Source organism: Caballeronia sp. ATUFL_F2_KS9A, from assembly GCF_023630765.1.
GTDB lineage: Bacteria > Pseudomonadota > Gammaproteobacteria > Burkholderiales > Burkholderiaceae > Caballeronia > Caballeronia zhejiangensis.
Genome location: NZ_JALQEK010000017.1, coordinates 12641 through 37956, shown reverse-complemented (window position 1 = coordinate 37956; position 25316 = coordinate 12641). Strand labels below are relative to the sequence as shown.

The following is a 25316-nucleotide window of genomic DNA, read 5'->3' as shown; positions in this document are numbered from 1 at the left end:
TTATTTTCAGGTTGTCACCGGTCAGCCTTATCGGTGTAACGAGCCGAGGGTATTGAAAAGGAAAACCTATGCAAACCAGTTTGTTGAAGCCCAAGATCATTGCAGTTGAATCGCTTGGTGAGAACCATGCGAAAGTGGTTATGGAGCCGTTCGAACGCGGCTATGGCCACACCTTGGGTAACGCGCTTCGGCGCGTGCTGCTGTCGTCGATGATCGGCTACGCGCCGACCGAAGTGACGATCGCAGGCGTCGTGCACGAATACTCGACGCTCGATGGTGTGCAAGAGGATGTGGTCAACCTGCTGTTGAACCTGAAGGGTGTCGTCTTCAAGCTGCACAACCGCGACGAAGTCACGGTGACGCTGCGCAAGGAAGGCGAAGGCGTTGTCACGGCCGGCGATATCGAACTCGCGCACGATTGCGAGGTCATCAATCCGGAACACGTGATCGCTCACCTGTCGAAGGGCGGCAAGCTCGACGTTCAGATCAAGATCGAAAAGGGCCGCGGCTACGTGCCGGGCAACGTGCGTCGCTATGGCGAAGAGTCGGCCAAGATCATCGGCCGCATCGTGCTGGACGCGTCGTTCTCGCCGGTTCGCCGCGTGAGCTACGCCGTCGAAAGCGCACGTGTCGAACAGCGCACCGACCTCGACAAGCTCGTGATGAACATCGAGACCAACGGCGTGATTTCGCCGGAAGAAGCGATCCGCCAGTCGGCTCGCATTCTGGTCGATCAGTTGTCGGTGTTCGCCGCACTGGAAGGCACGGAAGCGGCAGCAGAAGCACCGTCGCGCGCACCGCAGATCGACCCGATCTTGCTGCGTCCGGTGGACGATCTCGAACTCACGGTTCGCTCGGCGAACTGCCTGAAGGCCGAGAACATCTACTACATCGGCGACCTGATCCAGCGCACGGAAAACGAGCTGCTGAAGACGCCGAACCTCGGCCGCAAGTCGCTGAACGAAATCAAGGAAGTGCTGGCGTCGCGCGGTCTGACGCTCGGTATGAAGCTCGAAAACTGGCCGCCGGCCGGGTTGGACAAGTAATACCAAACGCAGTCGCGTAACTTGGCAAAGACGCGGATTTTGCTTTAAAATCCGCGTCTTGCTTTTACCTGACCGGCCCGTGCACGCAAATTAGGGTGCAATAGAAGAGCTGGATCAAAACTCGTTAAAGGAACTGAAATGCGTCATAAGCATGGTCTGCGGAAACTGAACCGCACGAGCAGCCATCGTCTGGCAATGCTCCGCAATATGTCGAACTCGCTGATCGAGCACGAAGTCATCAAGACGACGCTGCCGAAGGCCAAGGAACTGCGCAAGGTCGTCGAGCCCCTCATCACGCTGGGCAAGAAGCCGTCGCTCGCGAACCGTCGTCTGGCGTTCAACCGCCTGCGCGATCGTGATTCCGTCGCGAAGCTGTTCGACGTCCTCGGCCCGCGCTACGCGAACCGCCCGGGCGGCTACCTGAGCATCCTGAAGTTCGGTTTCCGCGTCGGCGATAACGCCCCGATGGCGCTGGTCCAACTGATGGATCGCCCGGAAGTCGAAGAGACGGAAGAAGTGCAAGAAGCGGAATAAATCCCGTTTTCGGTTGTTACCAGAAAGGCCAGGCTTAGAGCTTGGCCTTTTTGCTTTCTGGCTGCGACATTTCAGCGCGCCGAGGCGTAAAAGTGAGTGTCAGCCGCCGATGCTACGATACGCAATTAACCTCTCGGAGCACGCCGAGTGAACGTCCCCGTCGTTTTGATGCTGTCCACGCTGCCCGACGCCGCCGCAGCCGATGCGCTCGCGCAAGCGGCGCTGGACGCGCGGCTCGCGGCGTGCGTGACGAATCTCGGCGCCGTGTCGTCGCACTATCACTGGAAGGGCGTGCTGGAGTCGTCGCAGGAAGTGCAGTTGTTGTTCAAGACGAGCGTCGCGCGCAGCGCAGAATTGCAGCGCTTCGTCGAGGCTCGACATCCGTATGAAACGCCCGAAATCCTCGTCTGGCAGGTCGATGCATCGCCGGGATACGGCCAGTGGGTCAACGCAGAAACGCAGCGTCTTCTTCATGTTTGAGTTTTCTCGCCTTGTCACGCGGCGACTTTTCGGCGCGTTTCTCTTCCTGGCGGCGTTCGCGCTGCTGTCGGGCGCCGCGCGCGCAGCCGACGATTTCCTCGATCCCGACGTCGCGTTCAAATTCAGCGCATCCGAAAAGCCGGGCGAAGTGGACGTGCGCTACAAGATCGCCGACGGCTACTACATGTACCGTGAGCGTTTCGCGTTCGCGGTGAAGAGCGGCGACGCGACCATAGGCGCGGCGCAACTTCCGGCGGGCAAGGTTCATTTCGATCAGACGTTCAACAAGGACGTCGAGACGTATCGCGGCGAACTGATCATCCGTATTCCGGTGACGAAAGCGAACGGGCCGTTCGAGCTCGCGGTGACGTCGCAGGGTTGCGCGGATGGCGGCATCTGCTATCCGCCGATGGAGAAGGCCTATCGTGTGCGCGGCGACGCGCTCCAGCCCGCGGGCGCGGCACCGACCGCGACGACGAGCGCAAACACCGGCGACACCTGGTTCGAGCGCGCGACCAGCGCCGACTACGCGCAATCGATGCTCGAGGGCGGCGGATTCTTCACAGTCGTCGGACTCTATTTCCTTGCCGGCATGGTGCTGAGCCTCCTGCCATGCTCGTATCCGATGATCCCGATTCTGTCCGCGATCATCGTCGGCGAAGGCGCGCGCGTGACGCGTTCGCGCGGATTCGCATTGTCGGTTTCGTACGTGATCGGCATGGCGCTCGTCTATACCGCGCTCGGCGTCGCTGCCGCGTTGATCGGACAAAGCCTCGGCGCGTGGCTGCAGAACCCGTGGGTGCTCGGCGCGTTCGGCCTGCTGCTCGCGGCGTTCGCCATCGCGTTGATCTCGGGCGTCGATATCGCGCTGCCCGCGCGCTGGCAAGCGGGCGTCAACGAAGCATCGCAGAAGCGCAGCGGCGGCAAGTTCGCGGCAGTCGCGGCGATGGGCGCGCTGTCCGCGCTCGTGGTCGGCGCGTGCATGACTGCGCCACTTTTCGCGGTGCTCGCGTTCATCGCGCACACCGGCAACGCTGCGCTCGGCGGCGCCGCGCTCTTCGCAATGGGCATCGGACTGGGCGTGCCGCTGCTCGTCATCGGGCTCGGCGCGGGTTCGGTTCTGCCGCGCGCCGGTGCGTGGATGGACGGCGTGAAGGTCTTCTTCGGCGTCGTGCTGCTCGCGGCCGCGCTGTGGATCGTCTGGCCGGTCATCGGCGGCGTTGCGCAGATGCTGCTCGCGGCGCTATGGCTGCTGATCGCGGCGGCATCGCTCGGATTGTTCTCGTCGGGCGCGGCGGCGCCTGTCGGTGTGTGGAAGCGGCTCGGGCGCGGGCTCGGAGCGGCATTCGCGATCTGGGCGGCGACGCTGCTCGTCGGATTGGCGGCGGGTTCGACAGATCCGCTGCGCCCGCTCGCCGTGCTGGCTTCCCGCAGCGAGCCGTCGGCGAATGCGCGATCGCAGGGCCTGATCTTCGCGCCGGTGCGTTCATCGGCGGAACTGGACTCGGCGGTCAAAGCGGCGGCGCGTCCCGCGATGCTCGATTTCTACGCGGACTGGTGCGTGTCGTGCAAGGAAATGGAGAAGCTGACTTTCTCCGACGCCCGTGTGCAAGCGCGCCTCGCGCAACTGAATCTTCTGCGCGCGGACGTGACCGCCAACAACACGAACGATCAAATTCTCCTCAAGCGCTTCAAGCTTTTCGGGCCGCCGGGAATCATCTTCTTCGATGCGCAGGGCAACGAAGTCGCGCGCGTGGTCGGGTATGAATCGGCGGATACGTTCCTGAAGAGTCTCGATAAACTGAACGGATAAAAAAAGGGCGATGCACTCGCATCGCCCTTTTGGCGCTTACACGGAAGCGCGAATGATCCGCGCCGCATCCAGCGCGAAGTACGTCAGCACGCCGTCCGCGCCCGCGCGCTTGAACGCGAGCAGCGCTTCCATCATGACCTTGTCGTGATCGATCCAGCCGTTCTGCGCGGCCGCCTTGATCATCGCGTACTCGCCGCTCACCTGATACGCGTACGTCGGGAAGCGGAACTCGTCCTTCACGCGCCGCACGATGTCGAGGTACGGCATGCCCGGCTTGACCATCACCATGTCCGCGCCTTCCTCGATGTCCATGCGCACTTCGCGCATCGCTTCGTCGGAGTTGGCCGGGTCCATCTGATACGTCATCTTGTTGCTCTTGCCGAGATTCGCTGCGGAACCGACGGCGTCACGGAACGGGCCGTAGAATGCCGACGCGTACTTCGCCGCATACGCCATGATGCGCGTGTGGATGTGGCTTTCGCTTTCGAGCATCTCGCGGATCGCGCCGATGCGCCCGTCCATCATGTCCGACGGCGCGACGATATCCACGCCCGCTTCAGCTTGGGTGCGCGCCTGCTCGACGAGAATTTCGCTCGTTTCGTCGTTCTTCACGTAGCCTTCTTCGTCGAGCACGCCGTCCTGGCCGTGGCTCGTGTACGGATCGAGCGCGACGTCGGTCAGCACGCCGAGCATCGGGAAGTTCTTCTTCAGCTCGCGCACGGCGCGCGGAATGAGACCGTCCGGATTCGTGGCTTCGCGGCCATCGGGCGTCTTGATCGACGGTTCGATCGCCGGGAACAGCGACAGCACCGGCACGCCAAGTTCGACGCATTGCTCGGCGACTTTCATCAGCAAATCGACGGACGTGCGCTCGACGCCGGGCATCGACGGCACGGCCTGCCGCACATTCGTACCTTCGACGATGAACACGGGATAGATGAGGTCGTTCGTCGTGAGGATGTTTTCGCGCATCAGACGGCGCGAGAAGTCATCGCGGCGCATCCGGCGCGGGCGATGGTGAGGATAGAAGCTCATATTTCGACTCGAATTTGGGTGGTCTTCAGGGGAGGTCGAAAACGTGTTCCGAGACGCCTAAACCCTTGCCGAACAAGCACTTGGCTGCGTCTGAAACCGCTTTGAGACAATGGTATATCATACCGATCGAGCGAGGCGCTTGCCGCCGGACTCCCCGCTTCTCCTCCCTGAGCGGGTGCCTGTCGTTATTCGATTAGGCTATTAACCCGCCGTTATGCGGCGGGTTTTTTTATGCCGGCGCGCACGCGCCGCGCTCACTCGGCTGCGTCTTCTGACGCGTTTTCGCCGGCTTCTTCCGGTATCAGCCAGCTTTCGATCTGTTCGTGAGCCTCGTCGATGCCGGTCCGTTTGAGCGCCGAAAAGAGCTGCGCCGTGAGTTCGCCGCGATAGCCCGCGTCTTTATATTCAGCGAAGGATTTCTTGGTCGCACGCAGAGCGTTCGTCATCTCCTGTCGCGTCAATTTGTCGCATTTGGTGAGCAGCGCGTGAATCGGTTTTCCGGTCGGCGCGAACCAGTCGATCATGATGCGATCGAGGTCGGTGAGCGGCCGGCGCGAATCCATCATCAGGATCATGCCGCACAGTTGCGCGCGGCTTTGCAGGTACGTCGAAAGCAGCCGCTGCCAATGTTCCTTCGCGGCGCCCGGCACTTCGGCGTAACCGTATCCGGGAAGGTCGACGAGATAGCCGACCGGCGCGGCTTCCGGACCGACGGAGAAGTAATTGATGTGCTGCGTGCGCCCCGGCGTTTTACTCGCGAAAGCAAGCCGCTTCTGATTGCAGAGGATATTGATCGCCGTCGATTTACCGGCGTTCGAGCGCCCCGCAAATGCGATTTCGGGTTGCGGCGTCGGCGGCAGATCGCGCAGATGGTTGACGGTCGTGAAGAAGCGGGATTGATGAAGCAGGAATGACATGGGCGGGTCCAATCGAAAGCGCTGCGAAAACCGAAGCCTTGAGAACCCGGCAAATACTGGGCATGCCCCGACTGGCGTCTTTGCGTATAGCGGGTTATTGTACAATACGACGGATTTTTAAAGATCAGCGGGCACGCAAGACCCAAGCCGCAGGCGGCACCCACAAGGAGCGAGACAGTTTTCAGAGGCGTACTTTTGGCCTCTTCGTTCAGCGAGTTCGGGTATCTTGCGGCGATGATCGGTCGCCGTCGTTTTTTGCAGAACCTCACATTCTCACAAGACGAAAAACAGGGTACGCGAATGAACCGACTGTACAGGTCTCTGGTGGTGATTCGGGCAGCGGCGGCTTTCGGTGCAGGTTTGAGTGGTCTGGCGGTATCGACGTCAGTGAGTGCGGCGGAGCCCGCGCAACCGGCCAAGCCGGATGTGACGCGAGGCCAGGCTATCGCGACTCAGGTGTGCGCGGCGTGTCACGCGGCAGACGGCAACAGCGCCGGCGCGGCATTTCCGCGGCTCGCGGGGCAGCACGCCGAGTACATCGTCAAGCAGTTGAAGGATTACAAGACGCAGCCGGGTGCAAAGGCACCGGCGCGCAACAATCCGATCATGGCGGGCATCGCGGGCGCGCTATCGGATCAGGACATGGTGAACGTCGCGGCGTACTTCGCGTCGCAGAAGGCAAAGCCCAATTACGCGCGCGACAAGAACGACGTCGCGTTGGGCCAGAAGATCTACCGCGGCGGCATCGCGGACAAGGGCGTGCCGGCGTGTGCGGCGTGCCACGGCGCGACGGGCATGGGCATTCCGGTGCAGTATCCGCGGCTGTCGTGGCAGTGGGGCGATTACACAGTGGCGCAGTTGAACGCCTTCGCATCGGGACAACGCAACAACAGCGAGCCGATGCACCAGATTTCCTCGCGCCTGAACGAAGCGGAGATGAAGGCGGTCGCCGACTACATCGCCGGTTTGCATTGAACGCATAGCAGTCAGCGTCCAGCGGTTCTCCATGCAGAGACGGAGAATCGCCCATACTACGAAGCCGGTCCCGGACTATCCGAGAAGACCGGCGCGAAAACAAGAAAAGGGTGGGACGTCGGTCGACAAAGACCGCCAGCGTCTCCACCCTTTTTTGCTGTCCAGCCGGAGTTTGAATGAGCGTCACCACATCGGGTTTGCAGTCGAAGTCGAGCCGTCGGGCCATCAGGCATTTCGTCGAACTCGTCAGTTCGATGCGCTTCGCCATCGCATTGCTGGTCATTCTGGCGATCGCGAGCATCATCGGCACGGTGCTTACGCAGGACGATCCGTATCCGAACTACGTCAATCAATTCGGCCCGTTCTGGGCGGACATCTTCCGTGGCTTGAGCATCTACACCGTGTACAGCGCATGGTGGTTCATGCTGATCCTGATTTTCCTCGTAATCTCGGTGTCGCTGTGCGTGATCCGAAACAGCCCGAAGATGATCGCGGACATCAAGAGCTGGAAGGATCGCGTGCACGAAGGCGGGCTGCGCGCGTTCCATCACAAGGGCGAGTTCACGGTCACGGCCGATCGCGCGCAGACCGCCGCGACGCTCGAACGCCTGTCCGCGAAGATGGGCTACCGCTTCAAGACGCGCGAGACCGACAACGGCGCGACGCTCATCACCGCCAAGCGCGGCGCGATGACCAAGATCGGCTATATCTCGGCGCATCTGGCGATCGTCGTGATCTGTATCGGCGGTCTGCTGGACAGCAATCTGCCCATCAAGCTGCAGATGTGGATGTTCAACAAGACGCCGATCAACAGCAACGCCGTCATCAACGACATTCCGCGCGAGCATCGTCTTTCAACGTCGAATCCGACTTTCCGCGGCTACGCATGGGTGCCCGAAGGGCAGTTCGTCGGCACGGCGATACTGAATCAGCAAGACGGCTCGATCATTCAGGACCTGCCGTTCTCGATTCAGCTCAATAAGTTCATCGTCGATTACTACTCGACCGGCATGCCGAAGCTCTTCGCGAGCGATATCGTCGTGATCGATCACAAGACAGGCAAGCGCATTCCGGCGCGCATCGAAGTGAACAAGCCGTTCACCTACGACGGCATTTCGATCTATCAATCGAGCTTTCAGGACGGCGGCTCGAAACTCGAAATGACCGCCTGGCCGATGACCGGCGGCAGCGCGAAGACCGCGCCGTTCAGCGGGACGATCGGCGGCACGGCGCCCATCGGCGCGCAGTTCGCGGGCGCGCAGGGCGAGACGGTCGAGTTCACGGATTTCCGCGCGATCAACGTCGAGAACATGACCGACGGCAGCGGCGCGCCCGACGCGCGCGGCGTCGGCAAGAAGGAAACGCTGCGCGATGCATTCGACGAGCGCCTCGGCTCAGGCGCCAAAACGTCGAGACCGACGGATCTGCGCAATATCGGCCCGTCGGTGCAATACAAGGTGCGCGGCACGGACGGCCAGGCGCGCGAATACAGCAACTACATGGTGCCCGTGGACGTGAGCGGCCAGCGTATGTTCCTCGCGGGCATGCGCCTGAGCCCGAACGATCCGTTCCGCTATCTGCGCATTCCCGCCGACGATCAGGGCACCGTCAAACAGTGGATGGACCTGCGCGCCGCGCTCGCGACGCCGGCGACGCGCGCCGAAGCCGCGCATCGTTTCGCGTTGCGTTCGGTGCCGCAGGAAAACGGTGAACTGCAGAAACATCTGGAGGAAAGCGCCGTCCGCGTGCTGAATCTTTTCGCAGGCGCCGATGAAACCGGCAAGGCGACGACGAATCCGCAGATGATTGGCGGTTTCCAGAGCATCGCGATGTTTATCGACAAATCGGTGCCGAAGGGCGAGCAGGAGAAAGCCGCCGGCCTGCTGATGAGGATGCTCGAAGGCGCGATGTGGGACGTATGGCAGATTTCCCGAGAGCAAAACGGCCAGCCCGCGGCTAAAGTGGACGATAAGAACGCCGCGTTCGTGCAATCGTCCATCAACGCGCTTTCCGACAGCTTTCTGTACGGTTCGCCGGTCTTTCTGCAACTGGACAACTTCAGGCAGGTGCAAGCTTCGGTATTCCAGTTGACGCGCGCGCCGGGTAAAAATCTGGTGTATCTTGGCAGCCTTCTGCTGGTCGTCGGCATTTTCGCGATGTTTTACGTGCGCGAACGCCGGCTCTGGTTCTGGCTCAAAGATACGGGCCAGGGCGGCGCGAGCGTGCTGATGGCGATGTCCACCGCCCGCCGCACGTTCGATTTCGAGAAAGAGTTCGTGCGTACGCGCGCGCAGATCGCAGCGGCGCTCGGCGTGAAGCCGGAAGTACCGGCCGATCCGTCCCCGGCGCAAAACGCGCACCGGCATTCGCAAACCGAGACCCCGAGCTCGGAAGTTTCAACACGGTAAGATCATGGACCTCACACAGACTTCCTCCCACGCCTCCGCCAAGACGGAACGTCCGGCATCGGGGCTTCCCGATGTCGCCGAGTTCGACGATCGTCCGTTCCTGCGCAGGCTCACGCTGATCGACTGGCTCTTCGCCCTCGCGATGGTCGCGGGCGCGGGTTTCGCGCTGAACCGCTATCACGCGTACATGGACGTGTACGACACGGCCGTGCTGGTCGGCGCCGTGCCGACGTTCGTCGTGCTCGGCTGGCGCTGGAAACCGGTACGCCTGCTGATCGCGTTGATCGCGGTGTTGTCGCTTTTCTCGATCCAGCTCTATCAGCACGACCTCGCTCGCGCCGACACGAACTTCTTCCTCAAGTACTTCCTGTCGAGCCAGTCCGCGATCTTGTGGATGAGCGCGCTCTTCATCCTCGCGACGCTCTTCTACTGGATCGGCCTTGCGACGCGCTCGCAGACGGGCGGCGCGATCGGCTCGCGCATGACGTGGGTCGCGGTGCTGATGGGCTTCACCGGCCTGATGGTGCGCTGGTATGAGTCCTACATGATCGGCTCGGACGTCGGCCATATTCCGATTTCGAATCTGTACGAAGTCTTCGTGTTGTTCTGCCTCATCACGTCGCTGTTTTATCTCTACTACGAGCAGCATTACTCGACGCGCGCGATGGGCGCGTTCGTGCTGCTCGTGATCAGCGCGGCGGTCGGTTTCCTGATGTGGTATTCGATCGCGCGCGATGCACAGCAGATTCAGCCGCTCGTCCCCGCGCTGCAAAGCTGGTGGATGAAGATCCACGTTCCGGCGAACTTCATCGGCTATGGCAGCTTTGCGCTCTCGGCGATGGTCTCCGTCGCGTATCTCGCGAAGCAGCGCGGTTTCATGGCGGACCGCCTTCCGTCGCTCGAAGTGCTCGACGACGTGATGTACAAGTCGATCGCCGTCGGCTTCGCGTTCTTCACCATCGCGACGATCCTCGGCGCGCTGTGGGCGGCGGAAGCGTGGGGCGGCTACTGGAGCTGGGATCCGAAGGAAACCTGGGCGCTGATCGTCTGGCTGAACTACGCCGCGTGGCTGCACATGCGCCTGATGAAAGGCCTGCGCGGCGCCGCCGCCGCATGGTGGGCGCTGACGGGCCTGATCGTCACGACCTTCGCGTTCCTCGGCGTCAACATGTTCCTTTCGGGCTTGCATAGTTACGGCAAGCTCTGATCGGCAGCGTCGAATCGAAAAAGACCGCCATGCGTGACGAGCGCTGGCGGTTTTTTTTCGTTTTGCGGTGGAATACTGGCATCCAATCTGCTGTTTTCTCCGTACAAGAATGAACGGAAGGAGTCACGCTTCATGTGGATCAAACAAGGCCGTAATCTGTACGGCGATGACATTGCGAGTCACGAAATCACGCCGCGCGACGTGTTCGAGAATCGCCGGCGCACGCTTCGTTCGCTCGGCGCGCTCGCCGCGACAGGACTCGCCGGCGCGAGCGGCCTCGCCCACGCGACGCTGACATCGCCCGACGCCAAAGGCCAGAAGCTGGCCGCGACGACCAACCCGAAGTTCGTCGCGCTCGACAAGCCGACGCCGTTCAAGGACATCACGAGCTACAACAACTTCTACGAGTTCGGCACCGACAAGGACGATCCCGCCGCCCACGCCGGCACGCTGCGTCCGCGGCCGTGGAAAGTGTCCGTCGAGGGCGCGATCAAGAATCCGAAGGTCTACGACATCGACGACATTCTCAAGCTCGCGCCGCTCGAGGAACGCGTGTACCGGCTGCGCTGCGTCGAAGGCTGGTCGATGGTGATTCCGTGGATCGGCGTGTCGTTGTCGGAGCTCATCAAGCGCGCCGAGCCGACGGGCAACGCGAAGTACGTGCAGTTCATCACGCTGGCCGATCCGTCGCAGATGCCGGGACTTTCGACGCCGATCCTCGAATGGCCGTATTCCGAAGGTCTGCGCATGGACGAGGCGATGAATCCGCTCACGCTGCTGACCGTCGGCTTGTACGGCGAAGTGCTGCCGCACCAGAACGGCGCGCCGGTGCGTGTCGTCGTGCCGTGGAAGTACGGTTTCAAGAGCGCGAAATCGCTGGTGAAAATCCGCTTTGTCGAGAAGCAGCCGCCAACGAGCTGGAATCTCTACGCGCCGAGCGAATACGGCTTCTTTTCGAACGTGAATCCGAATGTCGATCATCCGCGCTGGAGTCAGGCGACCGAGCGGCGCATCGGCGAGGACGGTTTCTTTCAGCCGAAACGCAAGACGCTCATGTTCAACGGCTACGGCGATCAGGTCGCGTCGATGTATGCCGGCATGGATCTGAAGAAGAACTTCTGAACGATGTCGTCCGCTTCCCAGATCAAAAGCGCGCGCGTCGCGACGGGACCGCGATGGATCGTTCCGGTCAAGATCGTCGTGTTCGTCGCGATGCTGTTTCCGCTCGCACGTCTCGTGCTGCTCGGCGCGACGGGCGGCCTGGGCGCGAATCCGATCGAATTCATCACGCGCTCGACCGGCCTCTGGACGCTCGTGTATCTGTGCATCACGCTCGCGATCACGCCCGTGCGCCGCCTGACGGGCGTGACGGCGCTCGCGCGCTTTCGCCGGATGATCGGTCTCTTCGCGTTCTTCTTCGCCGTACTGCACTTCACGACGTACATCTGGTTCGACAAATGGTTCGATGTCGCCGCGATGCTGAAGGACATCGGCAAGCGGCCGTTCATCACGGTCGGTTTCGCGGCGTTCGTGCTGCTGATTCCGCTCGCGGTCACATCGCCGAAAGCGATGGTGCGCAAGCTCGGCCGTCGCTGGCAGACCTTGCATCGCGCGATCTATCTGATCGCCGCGCTCGCGATCCTGCATTTCTGGTGGATGAAGGCGGGCAAACACGATCTCGAACTGCCGAAGATCTACGGCTCGATCGTGATCGTGCTGCTCGGCTGGCGCGTGATCGCCTGGCTCAAAGCGCGACGCGCATAAAAAAAGCGATGCTTGTCAGGGCATCGCTTTTTCGTTCGAAGCGCGGCGCTTCAGTCCGGCAGAATCGATTCGCCGGCGAACAGCTGCTTCACTTCCTCACGCTCGCGCACGAGCCGCGCGCGTTCCCCATCGACCATGATTTCGGCGGCGCGCGGACGCGTGTTGTAGTTTGAGCTCATCACGAAGCCGTACGCGCCCGCCGAGCAGATCGCGAGCAGATCGCCGGGCGCGATGGACAGCTCGCGATCGCGTCCGAGCCAGTCGCCGCTTTCGCATACCGGACCGACGACATCGTATGTATGCGCTTTCTCGTCGCGCTTCACGACCGGCACGATGCGATGAAACGCCTCGTACATCGCGGGACGCGCGAGGTCGTTCATCGCGGCATCGACGATGGCGAAGTTCTTTTCCTCGCCCGGCTTCAGGAACTCGACGCGCGTCAGCAGCACGCCCGCGTTGCCGACGAGCGAGCGCCCCGGCTCGAAATACACTTCGCGCTGACCGTGGCCGCGCTTCTCGATGTGATCGAGCAGCGTCTTCACGAACACGCCGATATCGGGCGGCGTTTCGTCGTCGTAGGTGATGCCGAGACCGCCGCCGACATCGACGTGACGAATGCTCATGCCGTCCGCTTCGATCTGCTCGACGAGTTCGAGCAGCTTGTCGAGCGCGTCGAGATACGGGCTGATTTCGGTGATCTGCGAGCCGATATGGCAATCGATGCCGACGACATCGAGATTCGGCATGGCATGCGCTTGCGCGTACGTCGCGCGCGCATCGCTGAACGCGACGCCGAACTTGTTCGACTTGAGGCCGGTGGAGATGTACGGATGCGTTTTTGCATCGACGTCGGGATTCACGCGCAGCGAAACCGGCGCTTTCTTGCCGAGCGACTTCGCGACTTCGTTGAGCGCGTGCAACTCGGGAATCGACTCGACGTTGAAGCACTTGACGCCCGCTTCGAGCGCCTCGCGCATTTCGGCCGCCGTCTTGCCGACGCCCGAAAACACCGTGTTCTCCGCCTTGCCGCCGGCCGCGAGCACGCGCGCGAGCTCGCCCGACGACACGATGTCGAAGCCCGCGCCCATGCGCGCGAACACGTTGAGCACCGCGAGATTGCTGTTCGCCTTCACCGCGACGTGCACCGTTGCCTTGCGGCCGGCGCAGGCATCGGCGTAAGCGTGATAGGCGCGCGTGAGGGCATCGCGCGAATAGACGTAGAGCGGCGTGCCGAACTGGTCCGCGAGCGACGCGGCTGAGACGCCTTCGACGTGCAACACGCCGTCGACGTAGTGGAATGCGGAATCACTCATGCGTGGAATCGAAAGTGCGCCAGGAAGGCGTTAAGGCTCGAGGATCAGTAAGCGGACGACGCGGCTTTCGGCGCCGATGCACCATTGGGACTGGTTTTGAGATCGGTCTCGGGCGAAAGCGAGAGCGGCTGTCTCGATGCCGTTTCGCTGTCCGGAGCGACGTTCGAAGGCGGCGTATTCTGGAGGTCGTTGGGACGTTGCGGCAGCGGCGGCACTCTTGGCAGATACAGCGGACCGCGTTGCCCACAACCGCCGAGCGAGAGCGTTGCCGCGGCGCCGATGCTCAAAGCCGCTACAATCGCGCTCATCTTGAAAACGACTCGCATGACCGTCCCTATACGTTTAATCGATGGAGTTTAGCATGACAGACCAGGAATACCTGACGCTGGCGGAGGCCGCGCTGACGGCCATCGAGCGCTCGGTGGACAACGCCGAAGCGGACATCGAATTCGAGCGCAGCGGCAATGTGCTCACGCTGGAATTCGAGAATCGCACGAAGGTGATCGTCAACTTGCAGCCGCCGAAGCACGAAATCTGGCTCGCGGCGAAGGCGGGCGGATTCCACTACAAATACGTCGACGGCGCCTGGCGCGACACGCGCGACAACAGCGAATTCTTCGCGACGCTGAGCAAATATTCGAGCGAGCAGGCCGGCGAGCCGATCCGCTTCAAGGCATAAATCGAGGCGTAAAAAAAAACGAGCGGCCTTTCGGTCCGCTCGCTTTGCTTTGCAGGGGCCGGGTTACTGCCCCTTGAACAGATTCATGATGTCCTGTTTTTCCTGCTCGCCAACCTCGGGCGCGGGCGCAGTCACGCCTGACACGCCTTCCTGCGGCGGCGCCTGGCTCACACCGATCGTTGCGACGAAGCCGCGGCCCGGCGTCATGTCGTCGTAGTACAGCTCGTTGCCGAGCGACGTGATATCGGGCGGCATCATCGGCTTGTACTCGGGCACGCCCTTCAGCGCGCGGCCCATGTAATCCATCCACACCGGCAGCGCGAGACCGCCGCCCGTTTCCTTGTCGCCGAGGCTGCGGGGATTGTCATAGCCGATCCACGCGATCGCCACGAGCGTGCGCTGATAACCGGCGAACCACGCATCGCGCGAATCGTTCGTCGTGCCCGTCTTGCCGGCCAGATCGCCGCGCTTCAGTTGATTCGTCTTCGCGCCCGTGCCGTGCTGCGCGACGCTCTGCAACAGGCTGTTCATCACGAAAGCGTTGCGCGGCGTGATCGCGAGCGGCGCGCTTTGCTGCGCGACGAGCGGCTGCGGATGCGACACGACGCGCCCGTACGGATCGGTGATATCGGCGATCAGATACGGATTCACACGATATCCACCGTTCGCGAACACCGCGTAACCGGCTGCCATTTGCAGCGGTGTAACGAGGCCGGCGCCGAGCGCCATCGGCAGATAGGCGGGATGACGGTCCGCATCGAAGCCGAAGCGCGTGATGTACTGCTGCGCGTACTTCGTGCCGATATGACTCAGGATGCGGATCGACACCATGTTCTTCGAGCGCTGCAACGCGGAGCGCATGGTCATCGGGCCGTCGAAGCCGCCGCCGTAGTTCTTCGGCTCCCACGCCTGGCCGCCCGTCTCGGCGGCGCTGAAGAAAAGCGGTCCGTCGTTGATGATCGTCGCGGGCGAGAGACCCTTTTCGAGCGATGCCGAATAGATGAACGGCTTGAAGCTCGATCCCGGCTGGCGCCATGCCTGCGTGACGTGATTGAACTTGTTCTTGTTGAAGTCGAAGCCGCCGACGAGCGCACGGATCGCGCCGTCCTGCGGCACCATCGACACGAGCGCGCCTTCGACTTGCGGCAATTGCGTGATGATCCAGTCGCCGTCGTCGTCCTTCATGAGACGCACGATCGCGCCCGGACGAATGCGCGAGTTCGGCTGCGCGCGCGACGAGAGCGCGAACTGCACGAAGCGCAGATCGTTGCCGCTGATGGTTGCCGTGTTGCCGTCGATGAAGCTCGCCTTCACTTCCTTCGGACTCGCCGACGTCACGACCGCCGCGACGATCTCGCCGTTGTCGGGATGCTCGGCGAGCGCATCGTCGATGGCCTGCTCGCGGTCATCCGCGTTCGCCGGCAGATCGATGTAACCTTCCGGCCCGCGATAGCCGTGCCGGTGCTCGTAATCCATCAGGCCCTTGCGCACCGCGCGATACGCGGCGTCCTGGTCGGCGGAATCGATCGTCGTCACGACATTCAGGCCGCGCGTGTACGCTTCTTCGCGGTATTGCGCGTACAGCATCTGACGCACCATTTCCGCGACGTACTCGGCGTGCACGCTGAATTCGCGGCCCTGTCCCTTCACGACGAGCGGCTGCTGCACGGCCTGCTCGTACTCAGCCTGCGTGATGAAGTTCAGCTCGCGCATGCGTTGCAGGATGTACTCCTGCCGCACCTTCGCGCGCTTCGGATTGACGACCGGGTTGTACGCCGAGGGCGCTTTCGGCAGACCCGCGAGCATCGCCGCCTCGGCGAGCGAGACGTCCTTCAGATCCTTGCCGAAATAGACCCGCGCCGCGCTCGCGAAACCATACGCGCGCTGCCCGAGATAGATCTGATTCATATAGACCTCCAGAATCTGATCCTTCGTCAACGCGCGCTCGATCTTGTACGCGAGCAGCATTTCATAAATCTTGCGCGTGTAGGTCTTCTCGCTCGACAGGAAAAAATTGCGCGCGACCTGCATCGTGATCGTGCTCGCGCCTTGCGACGCGTGGCCGTTGGTCAGGGCGACCGAGCCCGCGCGCAGAATGCCGGTGAGATCGACGCCGCCGTGATCGTAAAAGCGCGCGTCTTCGATGGCGAGCACGGCTTTTTTCAGATGATCGGGCACGTCCTGAATGCGCACGACACTGCGGCGCTCTTCGCCGAATTCGCCGATCAGAACGTGATCGGCCGTGTAGATGCGCAGCGGCACCTTCGGCTTGTAATCGGTGAGCGCTTCGAGCGACGGCAGGTTCGGCATCGCAACGACGAGCGCGTAGCCGAGCACCAGACCCGCGCAGACGACGAGCGCGAAAACGCTGACGAAAAATCCGAGCATGAGCCTCGCCCACCATGGGCGTTTGGCTTTTTTCGGCTTCTCGGGCGGCGTGGACGGCGGGTTGGACGGGGAAGAGGATTGCATAGCACCACCAAAAACAGTCACGCGATTATAGCTGCCCGGGTTTCTGACTTTTCTTGACGCACACGGCGCACGCTGCCGCCGTGTGCGCCTGCACACGCGTCTGCCGTTGTCTTCAAGATACGCGCGATCCTGCGCGGAAGCATCCCTCCGACGCGAGCGTTGGCCATTCGGCCGAGTGTTCGCCGCGATCGGCGCTCGCGACAATTCTTCCGACATCAAGCGCCCGAACGGTTCGGTGCGCGATCGAATGGAAGGAGCGGTCATGAGCAAGGAAAACATGCTGCGCGGCACGATGCTGACGGTCACGCGGCGCTACGCGGCGGGCATCGACGTGAGCGAGGACGCGGTGCGCCTCGCCATCGTGAGCAGGCGGTTGAGGGCGAATGCGGCGGTGTGCGTCGAGCATCTGGAGTCGGTGGCGCTGCCGTCGGGTGCGGTGGTCGGCGGCGATTTCGTCGATCGCGCGCCTATCGTCGCGGCGTTGCGCGAGGCGTTCGGGCGGCTGCCGGAAAGCGGGGCTTGGCGTGCGCTGCGTTGCGCGATGGGCTTGCCGTCGTCGGCGACGCTTACGACGCAAGTTCCGCTCGCCCGACTCATCGACACCCACGAGCAGCTCGCAGCCCCGATCGGCGGCGATCCGCGCGGCTTGCTCGAGCCGGCCGTACTCGCCGAAGCCGAGCGCGCGGCGGGCATCGAACGCGGCGCGCTGGCGGTCGACTGGTCCGTGCAGACGCGGGAAGACGGCGACGCGCTGGTCGCGATAGCGGCGACGGCGCGGCGACACGTCGAGGCGCGAGTCGAGACCGCGGCGGAGGCGGGCATCGCGCTATCGGCCATCGACAGCGAGCCGGCCGCCGCATTGCGCGCGATGCGCCATGCAGGTTCCGTCGAACTGGACGCCGACGCGCGCTATCTCGTCTGCTGGCTGGAAAGCAGCGGCTTGCACGGCTGGCTCGTCGGCTCGCGCGGCGTCGAAAACGAAGTCCGGTATCCCGCGCCCGAGCATCGGAGCATTTCGGACGCGTTGCACGAACTCGCTGGCGAACACGCGCCGCTCGATTGCATCTACGTCGGCGGGCAGATCGAGTTGATGGCGCACGCGGGCCTTCCGCTTCCCGTGCTCGGCAAGACTTTCGGCTGCGCGGCATTGCCGTTCGAAGCCGCGCCGTATTGCAACGGGGTGGCCGAGATTCAGACGGTGCACAAGCATTCGCCGCGTTTCGCGGTTGCGGTAGGCCTGGCGTTGCGCGAGGTGATGCAATGAACGCTGCCATGCTCGACGGATTCAATCTGTTGCCTTATCGCGCGCGAAAGCGACGCGAGCTACGGCGGCAGCGGCTCGCGCTGATCGGCGCGGTGACGCTCGCGGGCTGCGCGGCCGTTGGCGCCGTCGCTGGCCGCGACTTGTTCGAGCGCGCGCGACTGGATGAACGGCGTGTCGCGCTGGAGACGTCGCTGCGTGCTTCGAGCGCGCAGATCGACGAACACGCACGGCTCGTGCGCGCAGAAAGCGAACGGCGGCGCGCGCGTGAGGCCGCGCAGCCGTTGGCGTTGCCGCGCGAGCGTTTCCTCGCGCTGCTCGAAGCGCTCGCCGACTCGCCTCTTCAACGCGGCGTCGCGCTTCAACGCGTGTCGCAGCGAACGAATGAGGTCGAGCTGGCGGCGCTCGCACCCGATTCGCAGGCAGCGTCGCAATGGCTCAAGCGGCTGGAGCGCCTGCGCGGCGTGCAGGCGGTGGAAGTGATCGAAATGAAACGGCGCGCGAACGGAATTCCGTCGACGCAGCCTGCCAGGCGCGCTGCATCGACGGCCTCCGACGAGCACGCCGCGCGATTCGAGTTCGTCGCGCTGGTGCGCTATGCGCCGGATCATTCGCGCGATGAAACGGCGTCGCGTCAGGCACGTCCGGTTTTGGCGGCAACGCAGGGGGAACGCCCATGAGCACGATTCCGATGAACATCGCCATGAAGACGCGCCCGCGCGGCGCGCTCTCCATCCTGCAACCGCTCGACGAATGGTCGTGGCGACGGACCGCGTGTGTCGCGCTCGCGTTGAGTGTCGTCGTGTTTGCGTTCGGCCTGCGCGCGTGGCGCATGTCGGACGCGAGCCGGCTCGATGAAAGCCGCGTCGCGTTGGCCGCGGCACAAGCGAAGGCGCAGGACGCGGCGCGCATTGCCGACGAACTGTCCGGCTTGCGAGCGCGCGCGTCGTCGGGGCGCCTCGATCCGGAGCACTGGAGCGCCGCCGACGCGTTGCGCGCGGTCGCGGATCTGGCCGCCCAGAGCGGCGTGCGCGTCGCGGACATCGAGCCTGTCGCCGTCAAGGGCGGGGCGCCGAAGCAGCGAGAGCCGTTTCCTGAGCGCGCGCTCAAGCTGCGCGCGGACGGCAGCTTCGCGGAGCTACGGCGCTTTCTCGATGCGCTCGCCGGCCTGCCGCGACTCGTCGTTCCCGCGAACGTGCAGATCAAGCGGCAGGCGAACGCGCTCGCCATCGAAGCGACATTGCGCATCTTCGAAACGTTGCCGGCGGTCGCGCCCGCCGCAGTGTCGCGCGCCAACGCGTTCGTCATCGATCCGTTCGGCAGCGCGGACGCCGCCGCGCAGGGAAGCGACATGCTGCTGGTGGGCACGTTCGTCGCACGGCGTCGCGCGATGGCGCTTTTGCAAAGCGGCCGCGACGTCGACAGCTTCGCGCCGGGGCAGAAAATCGGCGACGAACGGCTCGGGCGCGTCGTGCCGCGCGCAATCGAACTCGCCCGAGAAGACGGCATGTCGCGCAAGCTGACTTTCGCGGAGGATCGCACGTGAGCCGGTTCGCGAAGCTTTCAGGCAGATTCATCGGAATGGCGGGTGCGCTGTCGATGTCTGCGCACACGGCGTTTGCCGCCGATAGCGCCGATGCGATCGTCCCGCCGCTTCCGCCGCTGCCCGCATCGTTCGACGCGCAGGCTGTCGACCCGCCTATCGTCGCGACGTCCGAAGCGCAGCCCGCGAAGCCCGCGGCGGAGCAGGCGGAAACGGAGAAGACGGAAACGGCAGAGGCGCTGGAAGGCCCGCCCGTGCCTTTGCCGAAACTCGAGCGTCTGAGCGACGCATCGCAGAGCGACGACGACGACGGCAAGCCGATCACGCTCGATCTGAAAAACGCCGACTTGAGCGCCGCGCTGCACGCATTCGCGCGCTTCACCGGCCTGAACATCGTCGCGAGCGAAAAGGTGCGCGGACAAGTGTCGATGAATCTCGTCGCCGTGCCGTGGCGGCGCGCGTTCGACACGTTCCTCGAAGTCCACGGACTCGCGATGGAGCGGCACGGCAATGTCATTTGGGTCGCGCCGCTCGCGGAACTGGCGGCGCGCGAGAAGCTGCGCTTCGAGGCCCACGCGCGCGCCGCGGACCTCGAGCCGCTCGCGAGCCGTACGTTCGTGCTGCGTTATTCGCGCGCGGAAGAGCTGCGCAAGATGCTGTCCGGCTCGGGCAGCCAGCGCGTGCTGTCGAAGCGCGGTTCCGCCATCTCCGATGCGCGCACGAATCTGCTCTTCATCACCGATCTCGACGCTCGCGTGCGGCAGGTCGCCGAACTCGTCGCGCTGATCGACAAGCCGACGCCGCAGGTGATGATCGAGGCGAAGATCGTCGAGGGCGAGGCGGGACTGTCGCGCAATCTCGGCGTCAAGCTGGGCATCGCGGCGCAGAACGATCCGGCGACCGGGTTCGCGGGCGGCGCGGACGGTGTGGTATACGATTTGTCGGCGGGGCCGATCAACGGTTTCGACGCGGCGACGGCCGGGCTCACGTTGTTCGTCGCGCAGGCCACCCGGCTGCTCAACGTGCAACTGAGCGCGCTGGAGGCGCAAGGGCGCGGACAAATCGTTTCGCGGCCGCGCGTCGTGACGGCGGACCGCGTGAAGTCGATCGTCGAGCAGGGCATGGAAGTGCCGTATCAGGCGAAGGTCGGCAATGGCATGTCGGGCGTGCAGTTTCGGCGCGCAACGCTCAAACTGGAGGTTGAGCCGCAGATCACGCCGCATGGCCACGTCATTCTCGATCTCGACATCACGAAAGACAGTGTCGGCGAGCAGACGGCGAACGGGCCGGCAATCCATACCAAGCATATCCAGACGCGCGTGGAAGTGGAAAACGGCGGCACCGTGGCCATCGGCGGCATTTATTCCGATGACGAACACGAAGACACGACCGGCGTGCCGGGACTGTCGAAATTGCCGCTGATCGGCTGGCTGTTTCGCAACGACGCGCGGCGCAGCTCGAAGAGCGAACTCGTCATTTTGATTACGCCGCATGTGATCGCGTCGAGCGGCTAGGCCCGTCACGAGGGCCGCGAAACTCGACAAAGCGGGCGGTTTGCCCTTAAGCTGCCGCACGAACAAATTGCATCGAACTGGAAGGAAACCGAGTTGCAGGAAGGGCACGCGAACGCGAACATTTTTTTCGTCGGACTCATGGGGGCGGGTAAAACCACCGTGGGACGTGCGGTTGCGCGCCGTCTGCAGCGCTCCTTCATCGATTCGGATCATGAGATCGAGGCGCGCACGGGCGCCCGCATCCCGGTGATCTGGGAGCTCGAGGGCGAAGCGGGTTTCCGCCAGCGCGAGGCGAACGTCATCGACGAGCTGTCGCAGCGCGATGGCATCGTGCTCGCGACGGGCGGCGGCGCGGTGCTGCGCCCCGACAATCGCGAACATCTGAAGAATCGCGGCATCGTCATCTATCTGCGCGCCAATCCGCACGATCTCTGGCAGCGCACACGGCGCGACAAGAATCGCCCGCTGCTGCAGACCGAAGATCCGCGCGGCAAGCTCGAAGCGCTCTTTCAGGCGCGCGATCCGCTGTACCACGAATGCGCGCATTTCGTCGTGGAAACCGGACGGCCGACCGTGAACGCGCTCGTCAATATGGTCCTGATGCAACTGGAGGTCGCCGGCGTCGTCAAACCGGCCTGAAGATCACATGTCCGCCATGATTACCGTCAACGTCGAACTGGGCGAGCGCGCCTATCCCATTCATATCGGTGCAGGGCTGATCGGCCGCACCGAGCTCTTTGCTCCGCACATCAAGGGCGCGTCCGTGGCGATCGTCACGAACTCGACCGTCGATCCGCTCTACGGCGAGCAGTTGCGCGCGGCTCTCGCGCCGCTCGGCAAGAAAGTCACGACCGTCGTGCTTCCGGACGGCGAAGCGCACAAGAACTGGGAAACGCTCAACACGATCTTCGACGCGCTCTTGACCGAGCGCGCCGACCGCAAGACGACGCTGATCGCGCTCGGCGGCGGCGTCGTCGGCGACATGACGGGCTTCGCGGCCGCATCGTATATGCGCGGCGTGCCGTTCATCCAGGTGCCGACCACGCTGCTCTCGCAAGTGGATTCGTCGGTGGGCGGCAAGACGGGCATCAATCATCCGCTCGGCAAGAACATGATCGGCGCGTTCTATCAGCCGCAAGCGGTAATCGCGGACATCGGCGCGCTGCACACCTTGCCGGAGCGCGAGCTGGCGGCGGGCATCGCGGAAGTCATCAAGACGGCCGCCATCGCGGACGCCGAATTCTTCGACTGGATCGAAAGCAATATCGACGCGCTGAATCGCCGCGACGACGACGCCCTCGCGCACGCGGTGAAGCGTTCGTGCGAGATCAAGGCGTCGGTGGTGGCATCCGACGAGCGCGAGGGCGGGCAGCGCGCGATTCTCAATTTCGGCCATACGTTCGGTCATGCGATCGAAGCCGGTCTCGGCTACGGCGAATGGCTGCACGGCGAGGCGGTCGGTTGCGGCATGGTGATGGCGGCGGATTTGTCCGTGCGCCTCGGCAGGCTCGACGAAGCCGCGCGCCAGCGTCTCGTGCGCGTGATCGAAGCGGCGAAGCTGCCGGTCACGGCGCCGAAGCTCGGCGACGACCGCTACGTCGATCTGATGAAGGTCGACAAAAAGGCCGAAGCCGGTGAAATCAAATTCATTTTGCTGACCCGCTTCGGCGCGACCGAGATCACGAGCGCGCCCGATCAGGCCGTGCGCGCGACGCTCGCAGCCAGCGTCTGATCCGCGCGAGCGGCGGCCAGAACCATGACGATGCGGAGCAGCCGGTGAGCGAAGAAGAGCATCAAGTTTTGCCGGGCGCGCCGTCGACGCTCGCGCTCGAAGCGCATCTCGCGGCGTACGCCGCGCACGCGTCGCAATCGCGCGGACGGCGTTTCGCCGAAGCGCCCCCGGCGGCGCGCACCGAGTTCCAGCGAGATCGCGACCGCATCGTGCATTCGACCGCGTTTCGGCGGCTCGAATACAAGACCCAGGTCTTCGTCAATCACGAAGGCGACCTGTTTCGCACGCGCCTCACGCACAGCCTCGAAGTCGCGCAGATCGCGCGTTCCGTCGCGCGCAATCTGCGGCTGAACGAGGATCTCGTCGAAGCCATTTCGCTCGCGCACGATCTCGGCCACACGCCGTTCGGTCACGCCGGACAGGACGCGCTGCACGACTGCATGCGCGATCACGGCGGCTTCGAGCACAACCTGCAAAGCCTCGCGGTGGTCGATCAGCTCGAAGAGCACTACGGCGCGTTCAACGGCCTGAACCTGTGCTTCGAGACGCGCGAAGGCATTCTCAAGCATTGCTCGCGCGAGAACGCGCGCAAGCTCGGCGATCTCGGCGAGCGCTTTCTCACGGGCAAGCAGCCTTCCCTCGAAGCGCAGATCGCCAATGTCGCCGATGAAATCGCGTACAACAATCACGATGTCGACGACGGCCTGCGCTCCGGCCTCATCACGCTCGAGCAGCTTGCCGAAGTGAGCCTCTGGCACACGCATTTCGACGCGGCGCGCGCGGAGTATCCGGACATCGAAGGGCGCAGGCTCATTCACGAAACCATCCGCCGCATCATCAATACGCTGATCGTCGATCTGATCGAGGCGACGAGCCGCAATCTCCAACGCGTCGCGCCGCAATCGCTCGACGACGTGCGCAACGCGCCCACGCTCGTCGCGCACAGCGATGAAGTCGCGGCACAGGCGGCGCAACTCAAGCGTTTCCTGTTCAAGAACCTGTACCGGCACTATCGCGTGATGCGTATGGCCAACAAGGCGAAGCGCGTCGTGACGGGCCTTTTCGAAGCCTTCTCCGACGATCCGCGTCTCTTGCCGCCCGCGTATCAGGCGCGCGGACCGGTGACGGAGGAATCGGCGAACGACGCGGCTTCGTCGAGCCACGACAGTTCGCAGGCGCGGCTCATCGCGCATTACATCGCCGGAATGACGGACCGTTACGCATTGAAGGAATATCAACGACTGTTTGTCATCGATAACAATTAACTTATAACGTTTCATACGGAGACTCATCGATGGTCCGCAAGCCCCTGTTTCGCCTGGTCACGACCGCTGCCGCCTTGACGTTCGGCGTCAGCACCGCCGCGCACGCCGCGACGGAAATCCAGTTCTGGCACGCGATGGAAGCCGCGCTCGGCGAGCGCGTGAACGACATCGCCAACGATTTCAACAAGTCTCAGAGCGATTACAAGATCGTCCCGGTGTTCAAGGGCACGTATGACCAGGCGCTCGCAGCGGGCATCGCGGCGTATCGCAGCGGCAATGCGCCCGCGATCCTGCAAGTCTACGAAGTCGGCACCGCGACGATGATGCAGGCGAAAAAGGCCGTCATCCCGGTCTCCGACGTGTTCAAGCAGGCCGGCGTGCCGCTCGACGAAAAGGCGTTCGTGCCGACCATCGCCGGTTACTACAGCGACGCGAAGACCGGCCATCTCATCTCGATGCCGTTCAACAGCTCGACGCCCGTTCTCTACTACAACAAGGACGCGTTCAAGAAGGCCGGCCTCGATCCGAACCAGCCGCCGAAAACCTGGGCCGATGTCGAAGCCGACGCGAAGAAGCTGAAGGCCGCGGGTTATTCGTGCGGATATTCGTCGGGCTGGCAGAGCTGGATTCAGCTCGAGAACTACAGCGCGTGGCACGCCGCGCCGTTCGCGACGAAGAACAACGGCTTCGACGGCCTCGATGCGAAGCTCGAATTCAACAAGCCGCTGCAGGTCGCGCACATCCAGTTCCTGCAGAACATGGCGAAGGAAGGCACGTTCACGTATGTCGGCCGCAAGGACGAGCCGGTGTCGAAGTTCTATAGCGGCGATTGCGGGATCATCACGAATTCGTCGGGTTCGCGCGCGACCATCGCGAAATTCGCGAAGTTCGATTACGGCGTCGGCATGATGCCGTACGACGCGAATGTGAAAGGCGCGCCGCAGAACGCGATCATCGGCGGCGCGAGTCTGTGGGTTCTGGCGGGCAAGGATACGGCCGTCTATAAGGGCGTCGCCAAGTTCCTCGCGTATCTCGCGACGCCGGAAGTGGCGGCGAAGTGGCATCAGGACACGGGCTATCTGCCGGTCACGCAGGCCGCGTACGAGCTCACGCAAAAGCAGGGCTTCTACGACAAGAATCCCGGCGCGGACATCGCGATCAAGCAGATGCTGAACAAGCCGCCGCTCGCGTACACGAAGGGCCTGCGCCTCGGCAACATGCCTCAGATCCGCACGATCGTCGACGAAGAGCTCGAGCAAGTTTGGGCCGAGAAGAAGACGCCGCAACAGGCGCTGGACGCGTCGGTGCAACGCGGCGACGAACTGCTGCGCCGCTTCGAGAAGGCGGGCAATTAAGGT

General features: G+C 63.4%; 23 protein-coding genes. 18 read left to right on the top strand and 5 right to left on the bottom strand.

Features of this window, described 5'->3' with window-relative positions; genetic code table 11:
- Nucleotides 1-68 precede the first annotated feature (68 nt).
- The 4 genes from NCS67_RS11790 (at nt 69) to dsbD (ending at nt 3873) form a co-directional block, all read left to right on the top strand.
- On the top strand, nt 69-1046 hold the full coding sequence (locus NCS67_RS11790) for a DNA-directed RNA polymerase subunit alpha (protein WP_008344045.1): 978 nt from the start codon (nt 69-71) through the stop codon (nt 1044-1046).
- A gap of 138 nt (nt 1047-1184) precedes the next feature.
- A complete protein-coding gene (rplQ, locus tag NCS67_RS11785; protein ID WP_008344047.1) occupies nt 1185-1580 on the top strand; it encodes a 50S ribosomal protein L17 in 396 nt (131 codons plus the stop codon).
- A 168-nt stretch (nt 1581-1748) separates the two neighbouring features.
- Nucleotides 1749-2060 (top strand): divalent-cation tolerance protein CutA, encoded by a 312-nt coding sequence (gene cutA, locus NCS67_RS11780; RefSeq protein ID WP_250435277.1) that lies wholly within the window; start codon nt 1749-1751, stop codon nt 2058-2060.
- Nucleotides 2053-3873 carry a protein-disulfide reductase DsbD gene (dsbD, locus tag NCS67_RS11775; RefSeq protein ID WP_250435273.1) on the top strand — a complete coding sequence of 607 codons (1821 nt, stop codon included), beginning with the start codon at nt 2053-2055 and terminating at the stop codon, nt 3871-3873. The genes cutA and dsbD overlap by 8 nt, the downstream gene beginning before the upstream one ends.
- Before the next feature lie 36 nt (nt 3874-3909).
- On the opposite strand, the gene hemB is transcribed toward dsbD, so the two are convergent.
- Complete coding sequence (gene hemB, locus NCS67_RS11770) at nt 3910-4908, bottom strand: porphobilinogen synthase (RefSeq protein ID WP_008344053.1); 999 nt, start codon at nt 4906-4908, stop codon at nt 3910-3912.
- 254 nt (nt 4909-5162) lie between these two features.
- The gene (gene yihA / locus NCS67_RS11765) at nt 5163-5825 is read right to left on the bottom strand and encodes a ribosome biogenesis GTP-binding protein YihA/YsxC (protein WP_008344055.1); all 663 of its coding nucleotides are present in this window, start codon (nt 5823-5825) and stop codon (nt 5163-5165) included.
- A 300-nt stretch (nt 5826-6125) separates the two neighbouring features.
- Between yihA and NCS67_RS11760 the strand changes: the two genes are divergently transcribed.
- The 5 genes from NCS67_RS11760 (at nt 6126) to msrQ (ending at nt 12179) form a co-directional block, all read left to right on the top strand.
- Nucleotides 6126-6800, top strand: coding sequence for a c-type cytochrome (locus tag NCS67_RS11760; RefSeq protein WP_033536975.1), 675 nt, complete (start codon nt 6126-6128; stop codon nt 6798-6800).
- Nucleotides 6801-6976: 176 nt separating this feature from the next.
- The gene (locus tag NCS67_RS11755) at nt 6977-9208 is read left to right on the top strand and encodes a cytochrome c biogenesis protein ResB (protein ID WP_250435271.1); all 2232 of its coding nucleotides are present in this window, start codon (nt 6977-6979) and stop codon (nt 9206-9208) included.
- A gap of 4 nt (nt 9209-9212) precedes the next feature.
- Nucleotides 9213-10415 (top strand): c-type cytochrome biogenesis protein CcsB, encoded by a 1203-nt coding sequence (gene ccsB / locus NCS67_RS11750; protein WP_008344060.1) that lies wholly within the window; start codon nt 9213-9215, stop codon nt 10413-10415.
- A gap of 132 nt (nt 10416-10547) precedes the next feature.
- Nucleotides 10548-11537, top strand: a complete 990-nt coding sequence (gene msrP / locus NCS67_RS11745; protein ID WP_250435270.1) for a protein-methionine-sulfoxide reductase catalytic subunit MsrP — start codon at nt 10548-10550, stop codon at nt 11535-11537.
- A gap of 3 nt (nt 11538-11540) precedes the next feature.
- A complete protein-coding gene (gene msrQ / locus NCS67_RS11740; RefSeq protein WP_008344065.1) occupies nt 11541-12179 on the top strand; it encodes a protein-methionine-sulfoxide reductase heme-binding subunit MsrQ in 639 nt (212 codons plus the stop codon).
- A gap of 50 nt (nt 12180-12229) precedes the next feature.
- Here the strand turns inward: msrQ and lysA are convergent, their stop codons facing one another.
- Both lysA and lptM read right to left on the bottom strand, forming a co-directional pair.
- A complete protein-coding gene (gene lysA, locus NCS67_RS11735; protein WP_175983046.1) occupies nt 12230-13492 on the bottom strand; it encodes a diaminopimelate decarboxylase in 1263 nt (420 codons plus the stop codon).
- 44 nt (nt 13493-13536) lie between these two features.
- On the bottom strand, nt 13537-13818 hold the full coding sequence (gene lptM / locus NCS67_RS11730; RefSeq protein ID WP_008344068.1) for an LPS translocon maturation chaperone LptM: 282 nt from the start codon (nt 13816-13818) through the stop codon (nt 13537-13539).
- Nucleotides 13819-13853: 35 nt separating this feature from the next.
- On the opposite strand from lptM, the gene cyaY reads away from it, so the two are divergent.
- Nucleotides 13854-14171, top strand: coding sequence for an iron donor protein CyaY (gene cyaY, locus NCS67_RS11725; RefSeq protein WP_008344070.1), 318 nt, complete (start codon nt 13854-13856; stop codon nt 14169-14171).
- Nucleotides 14172-14234: 63 nt separating this feature from the next.
- Here the strand turns inward: cyaY and NCS67_RS11720 are convergent, their stop codons facing one another.
- The gene (locus tag NCS67_RS11720; RefSeq protein WP_175983048.1) at nt 14235-16643 is read right to left on the bottom strand and encodes a penicillin-binding protein 1A; all 2409 of its coding nucleotides are present in this window, start codon (nt 16641-16643) and stop codon (nt 14235-14237) included.
- 262 nt (nt 16644-16905) lie between these two features.
- Here NCS67_RS11720 and pilM point away from each other — a divergent pair, with 262 nt between their 5' ends.
- The 8 genes from pilM to ugpB all read left to right on the top strand — a co-directional run bounded on the left by pilM (nt 16906) and on the right by ugpB (nt 25313).
- Nucleotides 16906-17907, top strand: a complete 1002-nt coding sequence (gene pilM / locus NCS67_RS11715) for a type IV pilus biogenesis protein PilM (RefSeq protein WP_175983049.1) — start codon at nt 16906-16908, stop codon at nt 17905-17907.
- A complete protein-coding gene (locus NCS67_RS11710; RefSeq protein WP_033536969.1) occupies nt 17904-18584 on the top strand; it encodes a PilN family protein in 681 nt (226 codons plus the stop codon). The genes pilM and NCS67_RS11710 overlap by 4 nt, the downstream gene beginning before the upstream one ends.
- Complete coding sequence (locus NCS67_RS11705) at nt 18581-19450, top strand: type IV pilus inner membrane component PilO (RefSeq protein ID WP_250435269.1); 870 nt, start codon at nt 18581-18583, stop codon at nt 19448-19450. Before NCS67_RS11710 ends, NCS67_RS11705 begins: the two co-directional genes overlap by 4 nt.
- Before the next feature lie 53 nt (nt 19451-19503).
- Nucleotides 19504-20961 carry a type IV pilus secretin PilQ gene (locus tag NCS67_RS11700; protein WP_250435268.1) on the top strand — a complete coding sequence of 486 codons (1458 nt, stop codon included), beginning with the start codon at nt 19504-19506 and terminating at the stop codon, nt 20959-20961.
- A 93-nt stretch (nt 20962-21054) separates the two neighbouring features.
- Nucleotides 21055-21600 (top strand): shikimate kinase, encoded by a 546-nt coding sequence (locus tag NCS67_RS11695; protein WP_008344080.1) that lies wholly within the window; start codon nt 21055-21057, stop codon nt 21598-21600.
- A 16-nt stretch (nt 21601-21616) separates the two neighbouring features.
- Entirely contained in the window at nt 21617-22693 is a 1077-nt protein-coding gene (aroB, locus tag NCS67_RS11690; protein WP_034473117.1) for a 3-dehydroquinate synthase, read from the top strand.
- 44 nt (nt 22694-22737) lie between these two features.
- Complete coding sequence (locus NCS67_RS11685; RefSeq protein WP_250435266.1) at nt 22738-23958, top strand: deoxyguanosinetriphosphate triphosphohydrolase; 1221 nt, start codon at nt 22738-22740, stop codon at nt 23956-23958.
- A gap of 29 nt (nt 23959-23987) precedes the next feature.
- The gene (ugpB, locus tag NCS67_RS11680) at nt 23988-25313 is read left to right on the top strand and encodes a sn-glycerol-3-phosphate ABC transporter substrate-binding protein UgpB (protein WP_250435264.1); all 1326 of its coding nucleotides are present in this window, start codon (nt 23988-23990) and stop codon (nt 25311-25313) included.
- Nucleotides 25314-25316 lie beyond the last annotated feature (3 nt).

Excerpts from the sequence above, each read along its gene's own strand:
- NCS67_RS11710 (WP_033536969.1), top strand. The coding sequence starts at position 17,904 with ATGAACGCTGCCATGCTCGACGGATTCAATCTGTTGCCTTATCGCGCG.
- msrQ (WP_008344065.1), top strand. The coding sequence starts at position 11,541 with ATGTCGTCCGCTTCCCAGATCAAAAGCGCGCGCGTCGCGACGGGACCG.
- hemB (WP_008344053.1), bottom strand. The coding sequence starts at position 4,908 with ATGAGCTTCTATCCTCACCATCGCCCGCGCCGGATGCGCCGCGATGAC.
- yihA (WP_008344055.1), bottom strand. The coding sequence starts at position 5,825 with ATGTCATTCCTGCTTCATCAATCCCGCTTCTTCACGACCGTCAACCAT.
- NCS67_RS11700 (WP_250435268.1), top strand. The coding sequence starts at position 19,504 with ATGTCTGCGCACACGGCGTTTGCCGCCGATAGCGCCGATGCGATCGTC.
- ugpB (WP_250435264.1), top strand. The coding sequence starts at position 23,988 with ATGGTCCGCAAGCCCCTGTTTCGCCTGGTCACGACCGCTGCCGCCTTG.
- NCS67_RS11720 (WP_175983048.1), bottom strand. The coding sequence starts at position 16,643 with ATGCAATCCTCTTCCCCGTCCAACCCGCCGTCCACGCCGCCCGAGAAG.
- rplQ (WP_008344047.1), top strand. The coding sequence starts at position 1,185 with ATGCGTCATAAGCATGGTCTGCGGAAACTGAACCGCACGAGCAGCCAT.
- lptM (WP_008344068.1), bottom strand. The coding sequence starts at position 13,818 with ATGCGAGTCGTTTTCAAGATGAGCGCGATTGTAGCGGCTTTGAGCATC.
- NCS67_RS11760 (WP_033536975.1), top strand. The coding sequence starts at position 6,126 with ATGAACCGACTGTACAGGTCTCTGGTGGTGATTCGGGCAGCGGCGGCT.
- aroB (WP_034473117.1), top strand. The coding sequence starts at position 21,617 with ATGATTACCGTCAACGTCGAACTGGGCGAGCGCGCCTATCCCATTCAT.
- NCS67_RS11755 (WP_250435271.1), top strand. The coding sequence starts at position 6,977 with ATGAGCGTCACCACATCGGGTTTGCAGTCGAAGTCGAGCCGTCGGGCC.
- msrP (WP_250435270.1), top strand. The coding sequence starts at position 10,548 with ATGTGGATCAAACAAGGCCGTAATCTGTACGGCGATGACATTGCGAGT.
- NCS67_RS11790 (WP_008344045.1), top strand. The coding sequence starts at position 69 with ATGCAAACCAGTTTGTTGAAGCCCAAGATCATTGCAGTTGAATCGCTT.
- cyaY (WP_008344070.1), top strand. The coding sequence starts at position 13,854 with ATGACAGACCAGGAATACCTGACGCTGGCGGAGGCCGCGCTGACGGCC.
- ccsB (WP_008344060.1), top strand. The coding sequence starts at position 9,213 with ATGGACCTCACACAGACTTCCTCCCACGCCTCCGCCAAGACGGAACGT.
- dsbD (WP_250435273.1), top strand. The coding sequence starts at position 2,053 with ATGTTTGAGTTTTCTCGCCTTGTCACGCGGCGACTTTTCGGCGCGTTT.
- NCS67_RS11705 (WP_250435269.1), top strand. The coding sequence starts at position 18,581 with ATGAGCACGATTCCGATGAACATCGCCATGAAGACGCGCCCGCGCGGC.
- lysA (WP_175983046.1), bottom strand. The coding sequence starts at position 13,492 with ATGAGTGATTCCGCATTCCACTACGTCGACGGCGTGTTGCACGTCGAA.
- cutA (WP_250435277.1), top strand. The coding sequence starts at position 1,749 with ATGCTGTCCACGCTGCCCGACGCCGCCGCAGCCGATGCGCTCGCGCAA.
- pilM (WP_175983049.1), top strand. The coding sequence starts at position 16,906 with ATGAGCAAGGAAAACATGCTGCGCGGCACGATGCTGACGGTCACGCGG.